Consider the following 17,927-nt stretch of genomic DNA (forward strand, 5'->3'; position numbering starts at 1 on the left):
GCACATCGGGGGCCCAGCGAGCCGAAACACCATTGACCCCACTTCCACGCGAACATAGATTTACCTACGTCAGATTGGTGCAATGCCTTCCTGGCGGTACCTCCCGGCCCTCATCCGTTGACGGGCGACAGTCTCGACTCCCGGCCGGCGCCCGACAGAGGACGACCAGGCACCGGCACCGAACCACCACACGAAAGGCCATCAGATATGGACTTCAAGGGGCCCCTCCGGATCGAGGCACCCACCGACTACTCCGTCTTGGTTGTGTCGACAGCGGCTGAGCGCGGGCATGCCCAGCTCATGTACGCCCTCCGTTGGGTCCAGACGGACGGCACCAGAATCGACGGCGCGGGCAACATCACCGCACCCGGGTGGGCTGACACGCCCGACGGCTGGGCAAGGTTCAACGCCTCCTTCGCCTCTGATCTGGCTGGAGACATCTGTGCCGATCTCCTCACATACATGCTGGAAGCTGCCGGGAGTGACGGCCTTCGGCGCACGCTGCAACAGCTTCGCGGTCAGCTGACCGAGGAGCTTGAGGCCCTTGAGGACGAGGACCAGAGGCAGACACTGCGCCGCCTCCTCAGCTCGGTGGCTGACGTCATCGACTGACGGACCGAACACAACCCTCTTCAGTGCGCGGCAGGGCCAGCCGCGCACTGAAGTTGGAACCACCTCATGACTCCGGGGCGCGGACACCTGCGCGCCCCCGCCTCAGCCGGCGAGCTGCCGTCCGGCCACACCCGAAAGGCAACCGGTCATGGACACCAGATCCCGCATCAAAACCCGCACCCACCGCCATTCGCCTGGTCGCCCCGGCCAGTTTCCGCCTGGTCGCTTCCCGGCCCAGGCCCCCAGCCAAGGCAGGTCCCTCTACGGACGCCGACCTGGAGGCTCTCGCGATCAGCATCGGCATTCCCAACCCCGTTTCTGCCGAGCACCACTGACCGGCCCCGACCGGTCAAGCCGTACGACTTGACCATCGGCTTCCCCCTCGGCATGCAATTCCCAACGCCTCGAAAGGCATCCCTCCCATGAACAAGCTTGCCGCCATTCCCGTCGCCGCCGTGCTGCTGCACGCCCTGGCCATCCATGAAGTCCCCGGCTTCCTGGAACTCGAAGAGGACTGCATCATCGCCCACCCGCCGCACCTTGCCCAGGACAAGGCTCTGGACAGCGAACACGTCATCGTCAACACCCAGTGGGAGGTCGCCATCAGCAGCCCGGCCTCCCAGTACACGGGCGGCTTGTCCGCAAGGGCCTATGAGGGTTACGACGGCTCGGACTACTGCGACATAGAGACTGTCTATGAGGCACAGCCCGAAGGAGACCTCATGGCCGACGCCGCCGCGTGCGCGAAGGCTGTCGCCGACTGGTTCGCCTCGCGCCGGACAACCGCCGAGGCCTCCGGAGACGAAAGCGGGGCCGACGACACGGACGAGGTCCGTACCAGCACCACCGAAGTGTGCTGACTTGGGCAAAGCCGCCGGCCCCTGGAACCCACAAGCGCAGCACCAAGGCACCACTCCTGAGGTATCCGACAGTGTAGGGCCTTGTATCAGGCAGGATGAGCCACGATGACCACGACCAGAGAACAGTTCGAGCAGCGCCTCGCGCAGCTGCGGCGCGAGGCGCCGGAGCTCACGCGCAAGGACTTCGCGCACCTCGCTGGCGTTGCCGAGAAGACGGTCCGGAACTGGCTGGACGCCGACCCGGAGTTCGCTGGCACCGCCCGGACCGGTGCGCGGCGAGTCCAGCTCTTCCCCTTTGACGAGGGCGCGAAGTGGGTGCGCAAGCAGCTCTTCGGCGCCGACGAACGGGCGCCGGAAGTGAGCCGGGGGCCACGGCTCGCCGCGGAGCCCCAGCGCATGCCCCACACGCCCGGCGAGCGGTGGCGCTGGGTTGACATCGCACGTCTTCGCGGTGTGACGCCGACCGCCGTGCGGCTGCTGGCCGCCGACTACCGGGACCACCCTGAGCGCCCGTTTCCGCCGCGCGACGAGTTCGACCGCATGTGTGACGCCGATGAAGTCTCCGCCTGGTTCCTGTGGTACGACACCACCCGTCCGGGATACACCGGCCCCCGGCCCGCCGAGATCGCGGCCGAGTCCGGCACCAAGGACACCCGCCACAAGGAGGTCGTCCGGCGCCTGCACGCCGCGCTTGACAACGGCGAATCCCTGACCAGCAGGGCCCTGGCCGAGGAACTCCGGGTGAGCATCGACGTCGCGGCCCGCTACCTGCGGCAGGCCGCTGAGGAGGTTCTCCCGAAGCGCGGCCTGATCTCCCGCAGCCAGATCGCCGAACGGCTGCCCCCGGCGTCCGCCACGCTCACGCCCGAGCAGCGTCGGGAGAGAGTAAAGACCCTTCTCAAGCGCAAGAGCGCCCCCGCCCCTGTCACCACAGTGGCCGATACGCCCTACTACAGCGAGATGGCCATCGCCGAGTTCGTGGCCCCTCCCGTGTGACCCCGCCGACCGATCGGACAGGCCGCGGTCGACATTCCCACCTTCGCATCCCGGCGATCGAGTGTGGGGCCCTCGGCGGGAGGGGTGCAAGGACGGGCTTCGCCGCGTCCTTGCACCCCTCCCGTTCGGGCCCCGTTTCTTCTTTGCCGGGATGGGAGGGGGCATCCACCGGCACCGGACCGGAGGCGGCTCGGCGCCGTAGCCGTGTGCGGCAACACGTGCTTCCGCACACCCCAAAGGCACTGCGCCCCCGGTACGAAATCCGCAGAGAATGACCCCTGCTGGGCCGGGATTTTACGTTGACCACTCCACCCAGGAAAGATAGATTTACCTATGTCGAAAGGGGGCAGGGCAAGGCCCCCGGAACCCATGATCACCGAGGAGATCACCTTGGCCGAGGAAACCGAAGACACCGAGCAGACCGAGTTCCTGTTGGTGTGCGAGAACGGCGACATCGAGCCGTTCGATGACTACCACGACGCCTACGAGGCGCTGACCGCCGCCGTCAAGCGTGACGTCGAGAAGTACGGCGAGGAGACAGCCCGCGAGGGTGTGATCCACCCGTACGGCAGGTCGATCACCGTCATGCGTGACGGCCGTGACGTCACGGAGGACTGGGAGCGGAACGAGCCGCACAAGCCGCTGGGCATGGACTGAGCGGCGCCCGGCCAGCGAGCCGGGATCCCTCAAATCGCCGGGATGCGCGGCTGCTCCCACGCGCGAGCTCGCTCGTGAACGTCGTCGACGCACGAGCCGGCCGGGAACGCCACGCGCCCGGCGCCCATCCCCCTCTTCCGCTCTTCAGGGCGTCCGTCACACGCCCCACTGCTTCGGGCCGGGGAGTAACCGGCCTGCTTCGAAAGGACTCCAACATGCGTATCACCACCGCCCCGCACGCCATCGAGGCGCGCGCCGCGTTCGGCGGTTACTCCGCCTTCCCCAGACGGGTGGCCCCTCTGCTCGCGATGCGCCTCACCGTGATGCGGGAGTATGCGGCGAACCGCAACCACGTCGCGGTCTGGGCCGACACCACCAAGCAGGTTCACGAGGCCATCGCCGCCGTGTGCTTCGCCCAGGTCGCCCGTCGCCGCAAGTACCGCCGGATCGCGAGCCGTGTCGTACTGGACGCCATCGTGGCGTACGAGAAGGCGTACGTCGTCACCCTCTCGCACGACGAAGCGGGCCACTACCACCCCGAGCCCGGCACCGAATACCCGTTCTCCGTCTCCGACATCGGCCGCGCCGCCGCCGATCTCCTCGGCGAAGAGTGGTTCGCAGACTCCGGTTCGTGGGGCGTGCGCGGCTACCTCCAGGCAGACGACGAGAGCGGCGGCTACACCGTCGCCGTTTCCGACAGCGGAGTCCTCTACGTCGAGACCCTCCCCGAGGCACGCCGCACCGACATCACCGACGTGTGGTCCAGCGACCGTCTCGGGGACATCGCCGCCCGCGTCGCCGACACCATCCGCGAACTCCGCAAGGGCGACTGACCCGCCCTGCGCGGCCGTGCCCCGGCTACGAAACCGGCCGGGGCACGGCCGCCGCACCCCGGCTCCACCACCCGCCCGCAGACCGACCGGGCAGTCCCCCGAGTGAGAGGAACCCGCACGATGACCAGCAAGACCAAGCCCAACGGCTACACGGTGCACGCATTCAACGCGGCCGGTGACGTCCTCGGACTCGACGGCCCCCAGTCGGCCGGAAAGGCGCGTGAGGGCGTGGACGGCCAGACCGCCGGACAGTCCCTGTTCATCGAGACCGGTCACCGACTGGAGGGCAACGGCCTTCCGGTGCGCGACCGGATCCGCTGGTACGTCGTCACCGACCACAAGGCCCGCCGCCACACGTGCCACGGACGGCCCGAAGGTATCGAGCCGGGCACCCTGGGCGCCCTGGTGCGCTACCTCGAATCCTCACCGGCTGACTGGGTGGCGCTCGCGATGCTCGAACACGCCACGGAGGGCGCCCCGTTCTGCGGCTCGTGCGAGGACACCGGCACCGTGACCCTGTACGACGGTTCCACCGACGGGATCATCGGCAGCCGGGCGTGTGAGGACAAGGCATGCATCCAGCGCGGCCGAGCGCGGGCCCGGATTACTGAACAGCGCCACACGGCAGAGCTGTTCATCGGGCATGAGGTGTTCACGCCGCACATCTGCTCCGCGTGCCACTACGGCGGTTACACGCCCGTGCCCGGCCTGTACGCGAGCACAGGCCCGGTCTACGTGTGCACGGCGTGGGAGTGCGGTCACACGGTCGACCGGAGCGCGTTCGAGGTCGCGGACGGCGAGAGGTTGGCCGAGGCGAACAACCGGCTTCACACCGCCCGTGCCCGCCGCCATGACGAACCCCCCTTCTAGACACCGCAGCCCCGCCACAGACGGTGTGCGGCCCGATCGAGTCGGGCCGGGGAGCACCGAACCCGGACCGAAGGGAGCACATCCCATGCGACCGCGTATCCCCAAGTTCCACCCACTCTCCGACATGCCGCTGTTCGAGTCGCAACGCACCCTGCGCGGCCACGCCTTCTACCCCAGCGCGAGCGTGCTGCGCTCCCTCGCCCCCCGCGAACCCCGCCACCCGGCCGAACAGGCGCCGTGCGTCGTCTACCACTCGCCGTGGGGCCACCTGGTCGTCACCGAGATACACCCGGAGAACCTGAACGGCTACGGCTGGACGTGCGTGTCGAACTGCCCGGACGGCGCCGGGTGGGGAGACCTCGGGTACATGGGCGAGTTCGAGCGACGGCGCGGCACGCCGTACGAGTTCTGGGAGCGAGACCTGCACTCCCAGGATCGCGACGCGGCTGCCGTTATCGCCCGCATCCTCACGCGCTACGACGATCCTCCTGCACGACGGAGCGCGCCAGAAGGGCCCGAGCAGGCGCCCGCCGTCCGAGCCGAACCAGCAGCCCACCCAACCGCCGCCCCCGTTGCTCGCATGCCCCGCACGCCCAAGGGCGCCCTGCGCGTCCACCGCTGACCCGAGCCAGCCGGCACGGGCACGCACCAGGGCATGCACGCCCAGGGATGCAGCGCGAAGCCGCGGGCCCCCGTACCGACGTCTTCTGAGTCGGTACGGGGGCCCCGCGGCTTTGTTCGTTCGCTGCCTGTGCCGACGCCGCTTATTGGCGCGGCGGCTGGTTCACCCAGGACTGCGGGCTTCGCGCAGTCGGCCCCGGCGGAGCTGGTACGGGGTACTGGGGTACCTGCGGGGCGGGGTGGGCGGCCGGTACCGGCTGCTGCGGGTACGGGCCGTTCTGGCTCCCAGGAGCGGGTGCCGGGGGTACACAGCGGAGCTTGGTCCCCGCGTACAGGGTGACGCTCCAAGCGGGCTGATCACTGTAGAGGCGCCACATGGGTTTGCCGTCGACCGTGGTCCTTTCGTAGCGGCCGAGGCAGAAGCCGATTGTCGTTCCTCCTTCGTCCTCCACCTCCATCACGAGACCGATCCACTCGGGGCTGAGGTCCTCGATCGGCCGTTCGGCCACCGCGTTGGGTGTCATCCCTTCTCCTCTCGCGTCGAGGCCGCGCGTTCCTCGGCCGGCCCGGACAGCGTCGGCCCATGCGGCCTACCCGTGTGCGTGACCGAGGCGGTAACAGGCTGGCCGGTCGGTGTCTCGCGTGCGGTAGACGCGGCCGGTGCGGAGCTCTGATCCGGCGCAGGGTCTTCCTGCGTGCTGGCGGATTCGGCGGCGGCGACCTTGCGGATGGTCTCCACGGACTCGCCAAGTCGGTCGGCGACGGAACGGACGCCGTCGAGCTGGAGCATCTGTCCGACGCTCCGGGCCTGCCTGGCTCGCAGCTCCTCCTCCGCGTTCCTGGCCTGACCGCGCAGCCGGGCGGCGTACGCGGCGATCTTCTCCTCGGCCGCTTCGGTGACACCCTCTATCTCCTGCGCTGCCAGTTCGTAGTCGGTGGCCAGGTCCTCCAGCAGCCGCTCCCGCTCCCAGTGCGCCGCCCGGCGTGCGCGCACTCGCTCGCGGGCGTCAACCTCCCGCGCCGATTTCCGCGGACTCCGTTGAGCCATCCAACTCGCCTCCCCTGAACGATGGGTTCTGGGTCATTGTGGCCGATGAATCCACGCTTCCCGCATGGGGAATTTGAGGTCTTCTCCGAATGACGCAGCCAGAGGCATTCAGAGGCAATCTGAATCACTTGATCTTGCCTGTGGATAACGCGAACTGCGGGTTTTCCGCAGGTCCGCTCAGGAGAGCGGACCTGCGGAAAACCGGGAGCGCTTCGCGGACCGTGAAGAAGGATGGTGCAGGTCGGCTCGTTGGCTCGGCTCGTCCCTCGCTCGCCAACTCCCCTTCCCTGCACCCCCCTTCTTCACGGTCAAAGCTCTTGCATTCACAATGACACAAGGTAATCTGAGTGCATGATGACCATCCACAAGCTCTCAGCTGGGGATGGCTATCGCTATTACATGAGCGAGACCGTCACCGGCGATGTGCGCCGTTCTCCCGACCGTGACCTGGGTGATTACTACACGGCGGAGGGAAATCCGCCGGGTGTATGGGTCGGTGGTGGAATCGCGGAACTCGGCGTCTTCGGCACGGTGTCCGAGGAGCAGATGGAGGCCCTGTACGGCGAGGGACTGCACCCGAACGCGGACGAGATCATCAAGATGGCCATGGCCGAAGGGCTCTCCCCCGCCGAGGCCACCCGCCGGGCACGGCTGGGGCGTCGCTTCTACCGATACGACCAAACCGCCGGCCCCCTCGCAGCGAAGATCCAGGACGAGATCGATGCCCTCGAAGCCCGCAAGGGAGGGGAGGCCACCGCTGATGAGCGTAAGAAGGTGCGCGCCAAGGCCGGCGCCATCGCTTTCCGGGCGGACTTCGGCCGCTCTCCCAAGGACGCTGAGGAACTCGCCCGCTACATCGCCGCGAACACCGCGTCGAAGCAGCAGGCGGTCGTGGGATACGACCTGGTCCTGCGTCCTCCGGAGGAGATCGGCAAGGGTCTGTTCGGTGAGGGGGACGAGGACGTCTGCCGGATCACGATGGAGTGCGACGAGGAAGCGGTCCTTGAGACGATCGGCTGGATCGAGGAGCACGCGCTCGCCACCCGGACGGGCATCAATGGCGTTGCCCAGGAGGACGTGCGGGGCGGATTGGTCGCCTCCCTCTTCAAGCACTATGACAACCGGCTCGGCGAACCCCTTCTCCACCATCACCTGGTCGTGGCGAACAAGGTCCGCGGGGCCGACGGAATGTGGCGCTCGATCGACGGGAAGCTGCTGTACGCGATGGGGGTCGCCGCCTCGGAGTTCTACAACCAGGTCGTGATTGAGAAGGTGTGCGCGCGTCTCGGGCTGGAGGCCGAGGAGCGTGAGGTCACCCCGGGCAAGCGGCCGGTCATGGGGATCAAGGGTTTCGACCGTGGGGTGCTGGAGCCGCATTCGAAGCGCACGCGGGACATCGGCAGGCGGCTGGAGGAACTGCTTCAGGCTTACCGTCAGGAGCACGGCAAGGAGCCGGGGACTGCGGCTCGGATGGCGCTCATCCAGCAGGCCACGCTGGAGACCAGGCCGGCCAAGAAGAAGGGGCGGTCTCTGGCGGAGTTGCGGGCGGGATGGCGCAGGAAGGCCATCGCCGCCGTCGGCCGGGAACGGGTTGACGCGCTGCTGCGTACGGCGCACGTCGCGGCGTCCGAACCCGGTGACCTGGCGGAGATCGACGTGGTGCAGGCCGCTGAGGACGTCCTTGCTGTGGTGTCCGATGCGCGAGCGGTGTGGGGCGAGCGGCATGTGCTGGCCGAGTCGCGACGCCACGTCGTGCGGCTCACCCGAGGTCGCAGCTCAGCGGCGGATGGGCTCGCCGAGCGCATCACCGAACGCGTACTGGCGCATGGTTCGCTGAGCATCACGCCGCCCGACCTGCCTCGGCCGTTCGCGCCTCTTCTGCGGGCAGACGGTACGAGCATCTACCGGCGCCGCGAGTCCCTCCTGTACACCTCGCGTGAGGTCTTGGCAGCGGAAGACCGGGTCTTGAACGCGGCGCGCACCGTGGTGGTCCCCGCGCTCGCCGGGGACCGGTTCGACGAGGTCGCCGACCACTTCCAGGGCCATGAGCTGGATGCCGGACAGCGCCGGCTCGCGAAGGCGTTCGCCTGCTCCGACCGCCTCGTCGTCGGCGGCGTCGGTCCCGCCGGCGCGGGCAAGACCACCGCCCTCCAGCTCGTCCGTGACGCGGTGGCGGCCGGGGGCGGACGGCTCATACCTCTTGCCCCCTCCTCGCGCGCGGCGAAGGTCATCGAAGGCGATCTCGACACCACGGCGTACACGCTGCACGGCTGGCTCGCCCAGCGCGATCAGCTGACCGAAGGCAGCATCGTCCATCGCGTGTTGAAACGTCGCAGCAGCAAGCGCCGGAAGACCGTCTCCGAGGAATACGCGCTGCGCCCGGGCGACGTGATCGTGGTGGACGAGGCGGGCATGGCCGGTACGCGAAACCTCGCGCGCGTGGTGGCCGAGGCCGAGTCCGCCGGCGCGCTGGTCCGGCTCATCGGAGACCCCGCGCAGCTCGGTTCGATCGAGTCAGGAGGCCTGCTGCGCCAACTCGCGCGCGACGTCGGCGTAGCCGAGCTGGAAGAGCTCCACCGCTTCCAGACTGAGGGCGAGGGGGCGGCCACCCTTGTCCTGCGCGACGGTGACCCGGCTGATGCCTGGAGCTGGTACCTGGACCAGGGCCGGATCGTGGGCGGCAGCCGCGAGGAGATGCTCGGCGCCGTCTTCGCCGGGTGGCAACACGACGTCGAGACCGGTCTGAACGCACTGATGATGGCCGACGACGCCGAGATGGTCCGCGAACTGAACCTGCGGGCTCAGGCCTTCCAACACGCCTCCGGCCGACTCGATTTGAGCCGGACTGCGCGGTTGCGCGACGAGCTCCAAGCAGCGGTCGGCGATGTCATCGTGACCCGCAAGAACCAGCGCAAACTCTCCCTGCTCGGGGGCCGCGACTATGTCAAGAACGGTGACCAGTGGGTGGTCGAGGGAATCGACCGCCGCGGCCACGTCCAGGTCCGGCACACCGGCCACGGCGGACGGATCGTTCTGCAGCGCGGCTACCTGCGCAGGCACGCTGAACTCGGCTACGCGTACACCACCCACCGCGCCCAGGGCATCACGGTGGCAGCCGCCCACGGCCTCATCAGCGCGCGCACCTCGCGGGAAGCTGCGTACGTCGAGGCGACCCGGGGGAGCCAGTCCAACCACATCTATGTCGTCACAGACGATGCCCAGAACATGCGCGACGTACTGGACGCCGTGGCCCACAGCAGCCAGGCCTCCATCTCCGCACACGAGATGATCGAGGCCGAACAGGAACGCGCCTACAGCGTCGGACAGCTCGTCGCCGAGTACACCGACGTCTACGCCCGGGCCACCAGCCAGCGGCTGCAGAACCTCACCCGCCGTGTCCTTGGACCCGAGGCCGAGATGTTCATCGCCGCGGACGCCTGGGAGGTCGCCGAACGCTCACTGCGGGCCGCCGAAGCCGAGGGGTGGGACCTCGGTGGACTCATCCGGGTCGCCTTCGACGAAAGGGACTTCGCGGATGCGGACGACCCGGCCGCCGTACTGGCCTGGCGCATCGACTACCGCGTCGAAGCGGGACAGCAGGCAGTCGAACGGACCGCCCGCAGGGAGGCCCAGCCCGGCGGCAGCCGCCCGCTGAAGACGCTCAGCACGGAACAGCTTCAACGTCTTCTGGAACTTGCCGAGCAGCACCGGCGGACCGCCCTGGAAGAGCTGCTGCGTGCGGACGCCGCCGTCGCCAGCCAGCCCCGGCCCATCGTGGCAAACGGACTTCCCTATCCCGCCTGGCCCGACCGAGTACACGGGCACCTCACCCGGGCCCAGCTCGCAGCGGCCGTTGCCCAGGTACGGGCCCGTATCCGCCGCGCGGAACACGAAGGGGACCACGAAGCCGAACGCGCCGCTGCCGCGGAACACGCCCTTCTGCGGCGCGAGCAGCAGCTGCGCAGGGCGATGCCCGCACGCGAACGGCTGCGCGAAGACTGGCAGCGCGAACCCGGTCGTGGCGCCGGCCAAACCGCCCGCCAGGCCGTGGCAGTCACGCGCGCTGAGCGCACTGCCAACCTTCACCGTCAGGACACGGCCCGGGAACGACTCAAGCGCGCCCAGCTCATCGCCGCCAAGATCCGAGCCGAACAACGGCTGCGCGACGCGCTCCCGCACGGTCCAGCGCCGGTCCTGGACAACAGCAGTCACCTGCCCGACTGGATCGCTCCCTCAGCCGCCGTAAGGGACATGGACACTCCGGAGGGCTGGCGTCAGCACCTGGTCGAGCGGCGCTTCGTGCTCTCCGAACGCCTGGAGCAGATGGGACTTGCTCTGGCCGAGTCCCCACCGCCGTGGACCCGGGTCCTCGGGCCGGTTCCCGTCGAGGGAACCGACCTTCGCGAAGAGTGGGAGCGCACGGCGGCGGTAGCGGACGTGTGGCGCATCCGCCACGCTTTGGCAGAGGACGTCCCCGGCATTGGTGAGCAGCCGGCTGACCCCCGCGACGCCCATGCCTGGTCGATCTTCCAGCAGCGCATCGCCGAGGTCGGCCGCCGTGCTCGCGCGTCCGCCGCCGCGCGGCACCGGCCCGACGAGCCGTTCGGCGGGATGCGGATCGCCGCACGCACGGCCGAGAACTTCCAGCATCGACTGCTCGACGCTCGCGTGTCCGAACCGGAGGACCGGGAGGCAGTGTCGGCCGCCGCAGCGGCATTCGCCGAACTTGCCCTGCGCCGGGCTCTGGAAGGACAGGAACCTGTCGAGGAATGGGTCGAGCAGATACCTGCGCCAGACTCGGACGACACCACTCAGCAGGAGCAGTGGCAGCAACTCGTCGCAGCTCTCGCCGCCTATCGGATGTTGAACCAGATCGACTCCGACGAGCCTTTGGGAGAGACTCCTGATGAGGCCGAAGAGCGGGAGCAGTGGTCGGAACTGCACGAGGCCATGACGCTCTTCCAGCGCTCCCGCATCCAGCAGCGCCTGGAAGAGGTCCGGGCTCACCGAGACGCCGAACGTGCACGGCGCGGCCTGGCCCCGGTCGCGCCTGGAGCGCTGGCGGACGACTCCGTCCGTCGGCGGCGGGCCGACACCACACAGGACGAACAGAACCACCACCGGCGCCGCGGACCCAACCCGGGACCGCGCAGAGGACCGGGAACGTGAGGGAGGAGATGAAGGAATGGACGAGAAAGACGAGAACGTCACCACCAACGAAGGACTCACCGAAGAACAGCGGGAACTTCTCACGCAGTTCGCCGCCAGGCGAGCTGCTCGGCTCGCCATAGCCGCCGGACGAACACCGGAACAGTCGGATCTTGAGGCCCGCCTGCGGGAGATGGACGAGGCCTTCGCTGAGCACCCAGACCGAGACAACCCGGTGGTCCAGGAGAACCACGAACTCAGGCGGTACACCGCGATCCTCGAAGATGCCGTACGCGCCCTGATGGCAGGCGAATTGGTCGCAGACTGAGGCAATGGCCAGGCAGGTCAGATCGACTATGTCGAGTCAGGTCTCGGTGTTCAAGGCCGCACGTGCGGCCATCTGGAAGTTCTTGTCCGGTTGACGCTTGGCCGTCGCGGCGCTCACGAAGCGAGCGTTGAGGTCGTCCTCAACGCGATCGTGGCTGGGGGCGCGGACGGCTTCGTACCAAGCGAGGACAATCATGTCCATCTCGTAGAGGGCCTGCCTGAACGTGTCGGCAGCGTCAGCAACGGATCGGGGCCCGACGACTGCCACCGCAGCCGCAGCCCCGCTGAACTCCGTCCACGCGTCATGCGCTCGGACGAAGCCGGCTTGCCGCTGTTCTGGGGTGCTGCTGTCATCTGCGAGGATATCGGCCATCTTCCACCACGCTGCCGAGAGCTGCTTCGAGGCACTGAGGCACGTGGTGTAGGCGTCGCGTCGGACCTCGTCTCGCCAGCGCGCGTGTTCGGCACGTTGCTGGCGGCCTTGTCCCAGCACCGTGAGCCACCCGCCGCTCAGACCCCCCAGGGCACCGATGAATGTTCCTAAGACCGTCGCTGTGCTTCCGTCCATGACAGCGGATTAGAACGCAGTCGTGGAGCGCACGCCAGTACGCCGATTGCATTGCCCTACGAGCCCGAGCACGGTTCGGCACGGGGCCTGGTAACGAAGTCACTTCGTCGCCCGCGAGGGCAACCGACGAAGTGGGGGTGACCAGGTGTCGGAATACATTGTCGGGTGCCTTGTCTCAGGGAGAGACTGGCTCCATGACAGCAACGAGTCGGCTCGAAGGACTGTTCGGCGGAAACGCTATCTCGGAGTGTTGCATTCCGCAGGTCGCGGACGAGCGTGCTGCTGCGCTGGTGCGCGACACGGTTGCCGGGTCGGCAGGAGCTTACTGGGAGTGGTACGCCTACGCAGTTCTGCGGAGCTACTTGCTGGCGGCGGCGCTCAGCGGCGCCGACTCATCTCAGATCTTGAACTGGGCAATGAACCCTGAGGACCCGTGTCCTGCACAGGTCCTGAAAGATCACGCTGCCAATGTCCCCCGCGACTGGATCGTGACGTTGGAGGCTGGGCTGCCATCCGCTGGAGGGGAGCGTGCCACGATTTTTGGCACCCTGCTCCACGCGATGCATCCAGGCACTCAGCCGTATCCCGTCCCATAGAGCGGGTGGCAGCGGAAGTTCGCCGGGATTGTTGACGTGCCAACGCGGGAGCCTGGCACGCCCAGAGTCGCCCTCCAACAAGACACCGAATGCCGTCGGTTCCCCCGCGAGGTAGGTCAGAGTTCCCCTTCATTCACTCGCAGACCAGCGCCGGCGAACGTCAGGAAGTGACTGGGCAACGTCCCATTCGATCAACGCAGCGTCTTGGCACCGGTAGTGAGCCTGTTTCACGCGCTTGCGCTGGTCGTACGACTCTCTGCCGTGGATGCCGTACACCTCGACGTAGGAGTGGGGATGGTCATCGGTGAGGACGAAGTCGGGAAGGACGAGATCGCTTCCGTCGTATCGCACCGGTTTGACGTAGGCGCGTCCGGCGTCGGTGAGAGCGTTGGCCATGACTACTTCGTGGCTGGAGTCGGCCGGTACATAGAGCTTGCTGACCAGCATGGCAGCCATGTCCACCACCCTGACGTTGCCCTTCGGGCTGAGTTCGACCAGGAACAAGCCGATCCGGCGGGCTCCGTGTTGCTCCGCGGCTGAGGAGAAGGCAGGGCGGTATGAGCGGCGAAGCCGTTCGTCGAGCGCCGTGGTAGCGAACAGGGCGCCGTGATGGTGAGCCAGCGCGTATCGGATCCCGTAGCGGGTCGGTTTGACGTCTCGGATCTCGCCGAGGATGAGTCCGCGGCGCTGTGTGTCTCCCCGACGCTTCAGGCGGGCGATGCGGAACGTCTCGAAGGCGGCGATGTTGCGGCGGGCGTACTGTTCCCGGAAGGGAGGCACGACGTACAGAGCTTCGGTCAACTCCTCGTGGTTGATGGAGCATCCGGCGATCTGCTCGCTCAGCCGGGCGTGGCACGCCCACCAGGTGCGTCGTCGCCAGCGAGGGTGCCAGGCGTTGAGTTGGGATTCCTCCCAGAGCCAGTGGAGAAGGCCGAGCAGGCCGACGGTGCGGCGGGCACGGCCTTCTCGTTGTTCGGTGGCGTTTGGGACCGGCTCCGGAGCGCTGAGCTTGCGGGCGAGTGCGGCGGAAAAGCGGATAGCGACGCCGTCGTCGGACTCGTTGATGGCTTCCGTGCTGTAGCTGTCGCGTCCGGTCAGTTCTGAGACAAGTTTGTGGAAGCCGCAGCTGGGGTCGTGGAGTTCGCCTTCGCCTGGCCAGCCGGCCAGGTGGTAACGGCCAGCCCGACTGCACCGTATGACCAGGCGGAGTGCTGGTGTCTGGCAGAGACATTGGCCGTGGCCCACCTCGGCCCTCGCGCGGGCGAAGAGGGGGCCGTACTCGGTGGAATGTTCTCGAAGCACGGTCAACGGCAGTGACTTGTCCGCGAGGCGTACGCGATCGGCTCGGTCAGTTTTGGAGGGCGTGGTCATCTCTGCACTCCTCCGTAACTGGGTCCGGTCGCGGGCCGGTGATGCTGCAGTTCTTCCTCTGCCTCGCTGTGACGACGCCGCCGGACGATTCTGATCATCATCTGAATTGCCGTCTGGTGGAGGTCTGGGGCCTCGTCGGAATCGAGTTCCTCGGCCAGAGCACGCCGCAGGACGGCCTCCTCCGCCCGCTGGCGTTCGGTGAGCCGCAAGCGCCGCTGAATCTCCAGCGTGATGCGTTGCACCTCTTCTACGAGCTCCTCGACCCGTTGCGCCGCATCAGCGGCTTCTGCGGGAACAGGCGTTCCTTCGGGGAGTTGCTCGGTCAGCTGCCGGAGTCTGTGGGAGGCCGTCATCGCTCGGACCATTGCCTCGCCGCGCCGGCTGCTCAGCTGCGGCGGGCTCAGCAACGCCAGGGACTCCGCGCGTGCCAAACGCACGAGGGCGGCCAGGCTGTCCGCCTGGTTCAGGACCTCCATACCGGCGGCCACGCCCGGGTCCAGGCGGCTCGCGTTCAGCTCGGCCGTCGCGATCCGGTCTGCCCAGGCCAGCAGGTCGGCACGCAGGCGCGTCACGGCCTGCGGCTCTACTCCGTATGCGGTGAACGCCGCGTCCGGGATGTCAGCAACCTGGGCCAGGCGCACGTACAGCTCTTCGCGCATCTGCGCCTCGGGGACCTGGTGGAGCCCCGCCATGCCCCTTACGTAGTCGACCAGGTAGGAGGCGACGTCGCCGAACCGAATGTGTCGGGTCAGCACAGAGAGGTCCACGAAGTCCTTGGCGTTGAGGCGATGTTCCGGTGCCTCGATCTTGGCGTAGAGAAGCTCTCCGACAGCAGCGACCGGTATGCCGTCGACGATGGTGGTGTCGAAGTAGCGGGTCATGCGGGCGAGTTGAATGGTGACGCTGCCGTGGAGGGCGTGTGTGGCCAGCAGATCGCTGTTCTGGTCGCATTGCGCGACCGGATGATACGCCCAGGTCCGCGTTTCCTCAACTCGGTACCCCTGAGCGGTCAGTGCGGCGAGTACGGCCGCCCTCACTGCCGGAGAGTCTTGGACCTGGTCCGTGAACACGTCGATGTCGTGGGCGGGGCGGGCCCCAGCGATACCCAGGACATGGAGTGCCAGCGAGCCGGAGAGGTGGTAGCCCTTCCGGCCGCAGGCGGCGAGGACGATCCGGGCGACCGTGATCATTGCGTCGGTGTTCACGCTGCGGTCAGCTCCGGGAAGCGTCGCTCCCACACCTGCGCGACGGTCTGCGGTGCGAGCCGTCGTGGCCACAGCCTCAGCAGAACATCGCGGTTGATCAGCGCTGCCTGCTCGGTCGCGGTTCCTCGTACCAGGAGTCTGCGATACAGCACGGCACACAGTGCCGCGTCCGCCACGTCCACGAGTGCGGGCACGTTGCCGTCGACCAGATGACGGGGTACGTCCACGCCGCCCGATCCGGGTCCCGCGAGAACGTCGAGATCCGCTACTACCTCGAACCCCTGGAACAGGAGAAAGTCACTCACGCCCGGCGCGGTGAGCGCGTGAGCGATGTCCTCGGGTATCAGTCCCTGACGGGAGGCTTCGTCAATCACTCCTTGCTCGGCGCCCCGCAGGCGCGCCACTCGCGCGAAATCAGGCCGGGGGGTGCTGGCCATGTGGTCCGCTCTCCTTTTGTGATGCGTCAAGTACCCGTATTGATTCACTAGTTGTGGCGAAGCCGCCCGTCGTCCGCGTTGTTCACCTCTAACGTCACCGAACGGCGACTCCCCCTTATGGAGATGTCGGCCGACTGTCGCGCCAACCCCGGCGCAAAATACCCCCTGGGGGTATCTGAAAGTGTGAGAGTGTGGCTTCGACCGCCCGATGCACGTCCCAGAACGGAGGACTTGATGACTGACTGCTCCATACCCGTGCCGACCGGTGCGGGTAGCGCGTCCTCGGCAACAAGATCGAGCCGCGCACCACACCGGGCCCTCGCTGCGGGAATGGCTGCACTTGTCCTCGGCGCGCTGGCCGGCTGCAGCAGCGATTCGGGCAGCAAGGCCGATCCGACCGCCGGGGCGACCCACAAGGCCGCAGCGCCGGTCCGGCTCCCGGTCCCGGACGGTTTTGCCACGGAGACCGGCTGGAGCACGTCGGCGAGCCCCGAGGCCACCGATATCGAGGCGGGATCCAGCGGCTTCCCTCTGGTCGCCGTCGCTCCCAAGAGCGGTCTGGTGATTCAGGCAGCCGCCGATGGCTCGCACGTGCGTGCCTTCGCTCTCGCCAGCGGCAAGACCGTGTGGACCTTCACCTCCAAGGCCCTCACGGGCGTGCGTGCCGGTGTCTTCGTTCAGGAGAGCAAGGCCGGAGAGAAGGTGGTGCTGGCCCGCCAGGGCAAGACCAGCGGAAGCGGCCTGAGCACGTCGCGCCGTACGACCACGATCGATGTCATCGCGGCGGACTCGGTCAGCAAAGCGACCGCCGCCCATCACCTCGACCTGGCGGCGCCCGACGACACCGCCGCCTCCGTCACAGCCACCGACTCCGGCATCCTGGTCGGCCCGGTGACCGACGGCCTGCACGAGAAGGCCGTCGCGATCGACGCGGCCACGGGCGCCGAGCGCACCGTGCAGAAGACATCGGTGACGGTTTCCGGCTGCGCCTCGGGGTCCTGCGCCGTACAGGCCTCTCCAGCCTTCGCCACCTCCCAGGGCGTCGTCTCCGCCTTCCAGCAGCAGGACAGCTGCGACCAGTGGGCCGAGGGCGGCACCCCGTGCACGTACGGATTTCAGGTCGGTGACGCCTGGACCAGCATCAGCGTGGCCCCCAGCGGCATGCACGTCGGCATCCCGCTCGCGGTCACCGGACCGTACTTGGTGGCCGCCTGGCACACCAGCGACACCCAGACCGACCCGCCCGCGCTCTCCGACACGGAGAAGACCATCCTGGCGGTGCACGATCTCTCGACAGGGAAGATCAGGGCGCAGGTGAGCTGTACGTCCGCCGTCGCGCTCACGCTTGAGCCCGGGTCCGCGCAGTCCTCCACCCACCTTTCGCCGAACGGTGACTTCCTCGTCTCCGGGCAGGCCGGGTTCGACCTTGCCACCGGCCGCGGGCGCTGCTTCACCAGCACGGCCAGCACCAAGGGCATCGATCTCACCACTGTGGCCGACGACGGCACGGCGTACGGCATCGGGCACGTCGTCGACGACACGGAAGCCACCTCCCTGTACGGGCGGCTGCCGATCGCCCAGGACGGGACGGACACACCCGAGCACGACTCGGCTCGCGCCAGCCTGCGCAGCGGGACGGCCAAGGCTCTGCCCGCAGCGTCCGAAGTCCCGGTCTACGTGGCGTCTGACGGGCACGGCGTGTTCCGCACCCGCGACCTGGTCGCGGTCTATCCCGCTTCCTGACCTCCTCCCGCGCTGATCCCCGAGCACCGTCTCGC

17 protein-coding genes are annotated in these 17,927 nt (G+C 68.0%); 11 read left to right on the plus strand and 6 right to left on the minus strand.

Annotated elements, in window-relative coordinates; translation table 11 throughout:
• The first annotated feature begins 207 nt into the window (after positions 1–207).
• From MB828_RS00470 to MB828_RS00500, 7 genes are all read left to right on the plus strand, one after another.
• Positions 208–612, plus strand: a complete 405-nt coding sequence (locus MB828_RS00470) for a hypothetical protein (protein WP_301646419.1) — start codon at positions 208–210, stop codon at positions 610–612.
• 422 nt (positions 613–1,034) lie between these two features.
• Complete coding sequence (locus MB828_RS00475) at positions 1,035–1,472, plus strand: hypothetical protein (protein WP_301646420.1); 438 nt, start codon at positions 1,035–1,037, stop codon at positions 1,470–1,472.
• Between the two features lie 105 nt (positions 1,473–1,577).
• Positions 1,578–2,468: a hypothetical protein gene (locus MB828_RS00480; RefSeq protein ID WP_301646421.1), complete on the plus strand. Its 891-nt coding sequence runs from the start codon at positions 1,578–1,580 to the stop codon at positions 2,466–2,468.
• Positions 2,469–2,858: 390 nt separating this feature from the next.
• Positions 2,859–3,125 (plus strand): hypothetical protein, encoded by a 267-nt coding sequence (locus MB828_RS00485; RefSeq protein ID WP_301646422.1) that lies wholly within the window; start codon positions 2,859–2,861, stop codon positions 3,123–3,125.
• Between the two features lie 215 nt (positions 3,126–3,340).
• The gene (locus MB828_RS00490; RefSeq protein WP_301646423.1) at positions 3,341–3,958 is read left to right on the plus strand and encodes a hypothetical protein; all 618 of its coding nucleotides are present in this window, start codon (positions 3,341–3,343) and stop codon (positions 3,956–3,958) included.
• A 120-nt stretch (positions 3,959–4,078) separates the two neighbouring features.
• On the plus strand, positions 4,079–4,828 hold the full coding sequence (locus MB828_RS00495) for a hypothetical protein (RefSeq protein WP_301646424.1): 750 nt from the start codon (positions 4,079–4,081) through the stop codon (positions 4,826–4,828).
• 85 nt (positions 4,829–4,913) lie between these two features.
• A complete protein-coding gene (locus tag MB828_RS00500) occupies positions 4,914–5,450 on the plus strand; it encodes a hypothetical protein (RefSeq protein ID WP_301646425.1) in 537 nt (178 codons plus the stop codon).
• A 142-nt stretch (positions 5,451–5,592) separates the two neighbouring features.
• Here MB828_RS00500 and MB828_RS00505 read toward each other — a convergent pair whose 3' ends face one another.
• Both MB828_RS00505 and MB828_RS00510 read right to left on the minus strand, forming a co-directional pair.
• Positions 5,593–5,973 carry a hypothetical protein gene (locus MB828_RS00505; RefSeq protein ID WP_301646426.1) on the minus strand — a complete coding sequence of 127 codons (381 nt, stop codon included), beginning with the start codon at positions 5,971–5,973 and terminating at the stop codon, positions 5,593–5,595.
• Complete coding sequence (locus MB828_RS00510; RefSeq protein ID WP_301646427.1) at positions 5,970–6,497, minus strand: hypothetical protein; 528 nt, start codon at positions 6,495–6,497, stop codon at positions 5,970–5,972. Before MB828_RS00510 ends, MB828_RS00505 begins: the two co-directional genes overlap by 4 nt.
• Before the next feature lie 351 nt (positions 6,498–6,848).
• Here MB828_RS00510 and mobF point away from each other — a divergent pair, with 351 nt between their 5' ends.
• Entirely contained in the window at positions 6,849–11,666 is a 4,818-nt protein-coding gene (mobF, locus tag MB828_RS00515) for a MobF family relaxase (RefSeq protein WP_301646428.1), read from the plus strand.
• A 16-nt stretch (positions 11,667–11,682) separates the two neighbouring features.
• On the plus strand, positions 11,683–11,973 hold the full coding sequence (locus MB828_RS00520; protein WP_301646429.1) for a hypothetical protein: 291 nt from the start codon (positions 11,683–11,685) through the stop codon (positions 11,971–11,973).
• A gap of 36 nt (positions 11,974–12,009) precedes the next feature.
• Here the strand turns inward: MB828_RS00520 and MB828_RS00525 are convergent, their stop codons facing one another.
• On the minus strand, positions 12,010–12,540 hold the full coding sequence (locus tag MB828_RS00525; protein ID WP_301646430.1) for a hypothetical protein: 531 nt from the start codon (positions 12,538–12,540) through the stop codon (positions 12,010–12,012).
• A 194-nt stretch (positions 12,541–12,734) separates the two neighbouring features.
• Between MB828_RS00525 and MB828_RS00530 the strand changes: the two genes are divergently transcribed.
• Positions 12,735–13,136: a hypothetical protein gene (locus MB828_RS00530; RefSeq protein ID WP_301646431.1), complete on the plus strand. Its 402-nt coding sequence runs from the start codon at positions 12,735–12,737 to the stop codon at positions 13,134–13,136.
• 129 nt (positions 13,137–13,265) lie between these two features.
• Here the strand turns inward: MB828_RS00530 and MB828_RS00535 are convergent, their stop codons facing one another.
• From MB828_RS00535 to MB828_RS00545, 3 genes are read right to left on the minus strand one after another with little or no spacing between them, the layout of a single operon-like run.
• A complete protein-coding gene (locus tag MB828_RS00535; RefSeq protein WP_301646432.1) occupies positions 13,266–14,507 on the minus strand; it encodes a DUF1173 family protein in 1,242 nt (413 codons plus the stop codon).
• The gene (locus tag MB828_RS00540; RefSeq protein WP_301646433.1) at positions 14,504–15,712 is read right to left on the minus strand and encodes a hypothetical protein; all 1,209 of its coding nucleotides are present in this window, start codon (positions 15,710–15,712) and stop codon (positions 14,504–14,506) included. Before MB828_RS00540 ends, MB828_RS00535 begins: the two co-directional genes overlap by 4 nt.
• Positions 15,709–16,149 (minus strand): hypothetical protein, encoded by a 441-nt coding sequence (locus MB828_RS00545; protein WP_301646434.1) that lies wholly within the window; start codon positions 16,147–16,149, stop codon positions 15,709–15,711. The genes MB828_RS00540 and MB828_RS00545 overlap by 4 nt, the downstream gene beginning before the upstream one ends.
• Positions 16,150–16,479: 330 nt before the next feature.
• Between MB828_RS00545 and MB828_RS00550 the strand changes: the two genes are divergently transcribed.
• Complete coding sequence (locus tag MB828_RS00550; protein ID WP_301646435.1) at positions 16,480–17,892, plus strand: hypothetical protein; 1,413 nt, start codon at positions 16,480–16,482, stop codon at positions 17,890–17,892.
• The last annotated feature ends 35 nt before the right edge of the window (positions 17,893–17,927 follow it).

The sequence above is a fragment of the Streptomyces arenae genome (assembly GCF_022343545.1).
Lineage (GTDB): Bacteria > Actinomycetota > Actinomycetes > Streptomycetales > Streptomycetaceae > Streptomyces > Streptomyces humi.

Bases quoted from the DNA above. Each gene is read 5' to 3' on its own strand.
- MB828_RS00470 (WP_301646419.1), top strand. From the start codon at position 208: ATGGACTTCAAGGGGCCCCTCCGGATCGAGGCACCCACCGACTACTCC.
- MB828_RS00475 (WP_301646420.1), top strand. From the start codon at position 1,035: ATGAACAAGCTTGCCGCCATTCCCGTCGCCGCCGTGCTGCTGCACGCC.
- MB828_RS00480 (WP_301646421.1), top strand. From the start codon at position 1,578: ATGACCACGACCAGAGAACAGTTCGAGCAGCGCCTCGCGCAGCTGCGG.
- MB828_RS00490 (WP_301646423.1), top strand. From the start codon at position 3,341: ATGCGTATCACCACCGCCCCGCACGCCATCGAGGCGCGCGCCGCGTTC.
- MB828_RS00495 (WP_301646424.1), top strand. From the start codon at position 4,079: ATGACCAGCAAGACCAAGCCCAACGGCTACACGGTGCACGCATTCAAC.
- MB828_RS00500 (WP_301646425.1), top strand. From the start codon at position 4,914: ATGCGACCGCGTATCCCCAAGTTCCACCCACTCTCCGACATGCCGCTG.
- MB828_RS00505 (WP_301646426.1), bottom strand. From the start codon at position 5,973: ATGACACCCAACGCGGTGGCCGAACGGCCGATCGAGGACCTCAGCCCC.
- MB828_RS00510 (WP_301646427.1), bottom strand. From the start codon at position 6,497: ATGGCTCAACGGAGTCCGCGGAAATCGGCGCGGGAGGTTGACGCCCGC.
- mobF (WP_301646428.1), top strand. From the start codon at position 6,849: ATGATGACCATCCACAAGCTCTCAGCTGGGGATGGCTATCGCTATTAC.
- MB828_RS00520 (WP_301646429.1), top strand. From the start codon at position 11,683: ATGGACGAGAAAGACGAGAACGTCACCACCAACGAAGGACTCACCGAA.
- MB828_RS00525 (WP_301646430.1), bottom strand. From the start codon at position 12,540: ATGGACGGAAGCACAGCGACGGTCTTAGGAACATTCATCGGTGCCCTG.
- MB828_RS00530 (WP_301646431.1), top strand. From the start codon at position 12,735: ATGACAGCAACGAGTCGGCTCGAAGGACTGTTCGGCGGAAACGCTATC.
- MB828_RS00535 (WP_301646432.1), bottom strand. From the start codon at position 14,507: ATGACCACGCCCTCCAAAACTGACCGAGCCGATCGCGTACGCCTCGCG.
- MB828_RS00545 (WP_301646434.1), bottom strand. From the start codon at position 16,149: ATGGCCAGCACCCCCCGGCCTGATTTCGCGCGAGTGGCGCGCCTGCGG.
- MB828_RS00550 (WP_301646435.1), top strand. From the start codon at position 16,480: ATGGCTGCACTTGTCCTCGGCGCGCTGGCCGGCTGCAGCAGCGATTCG.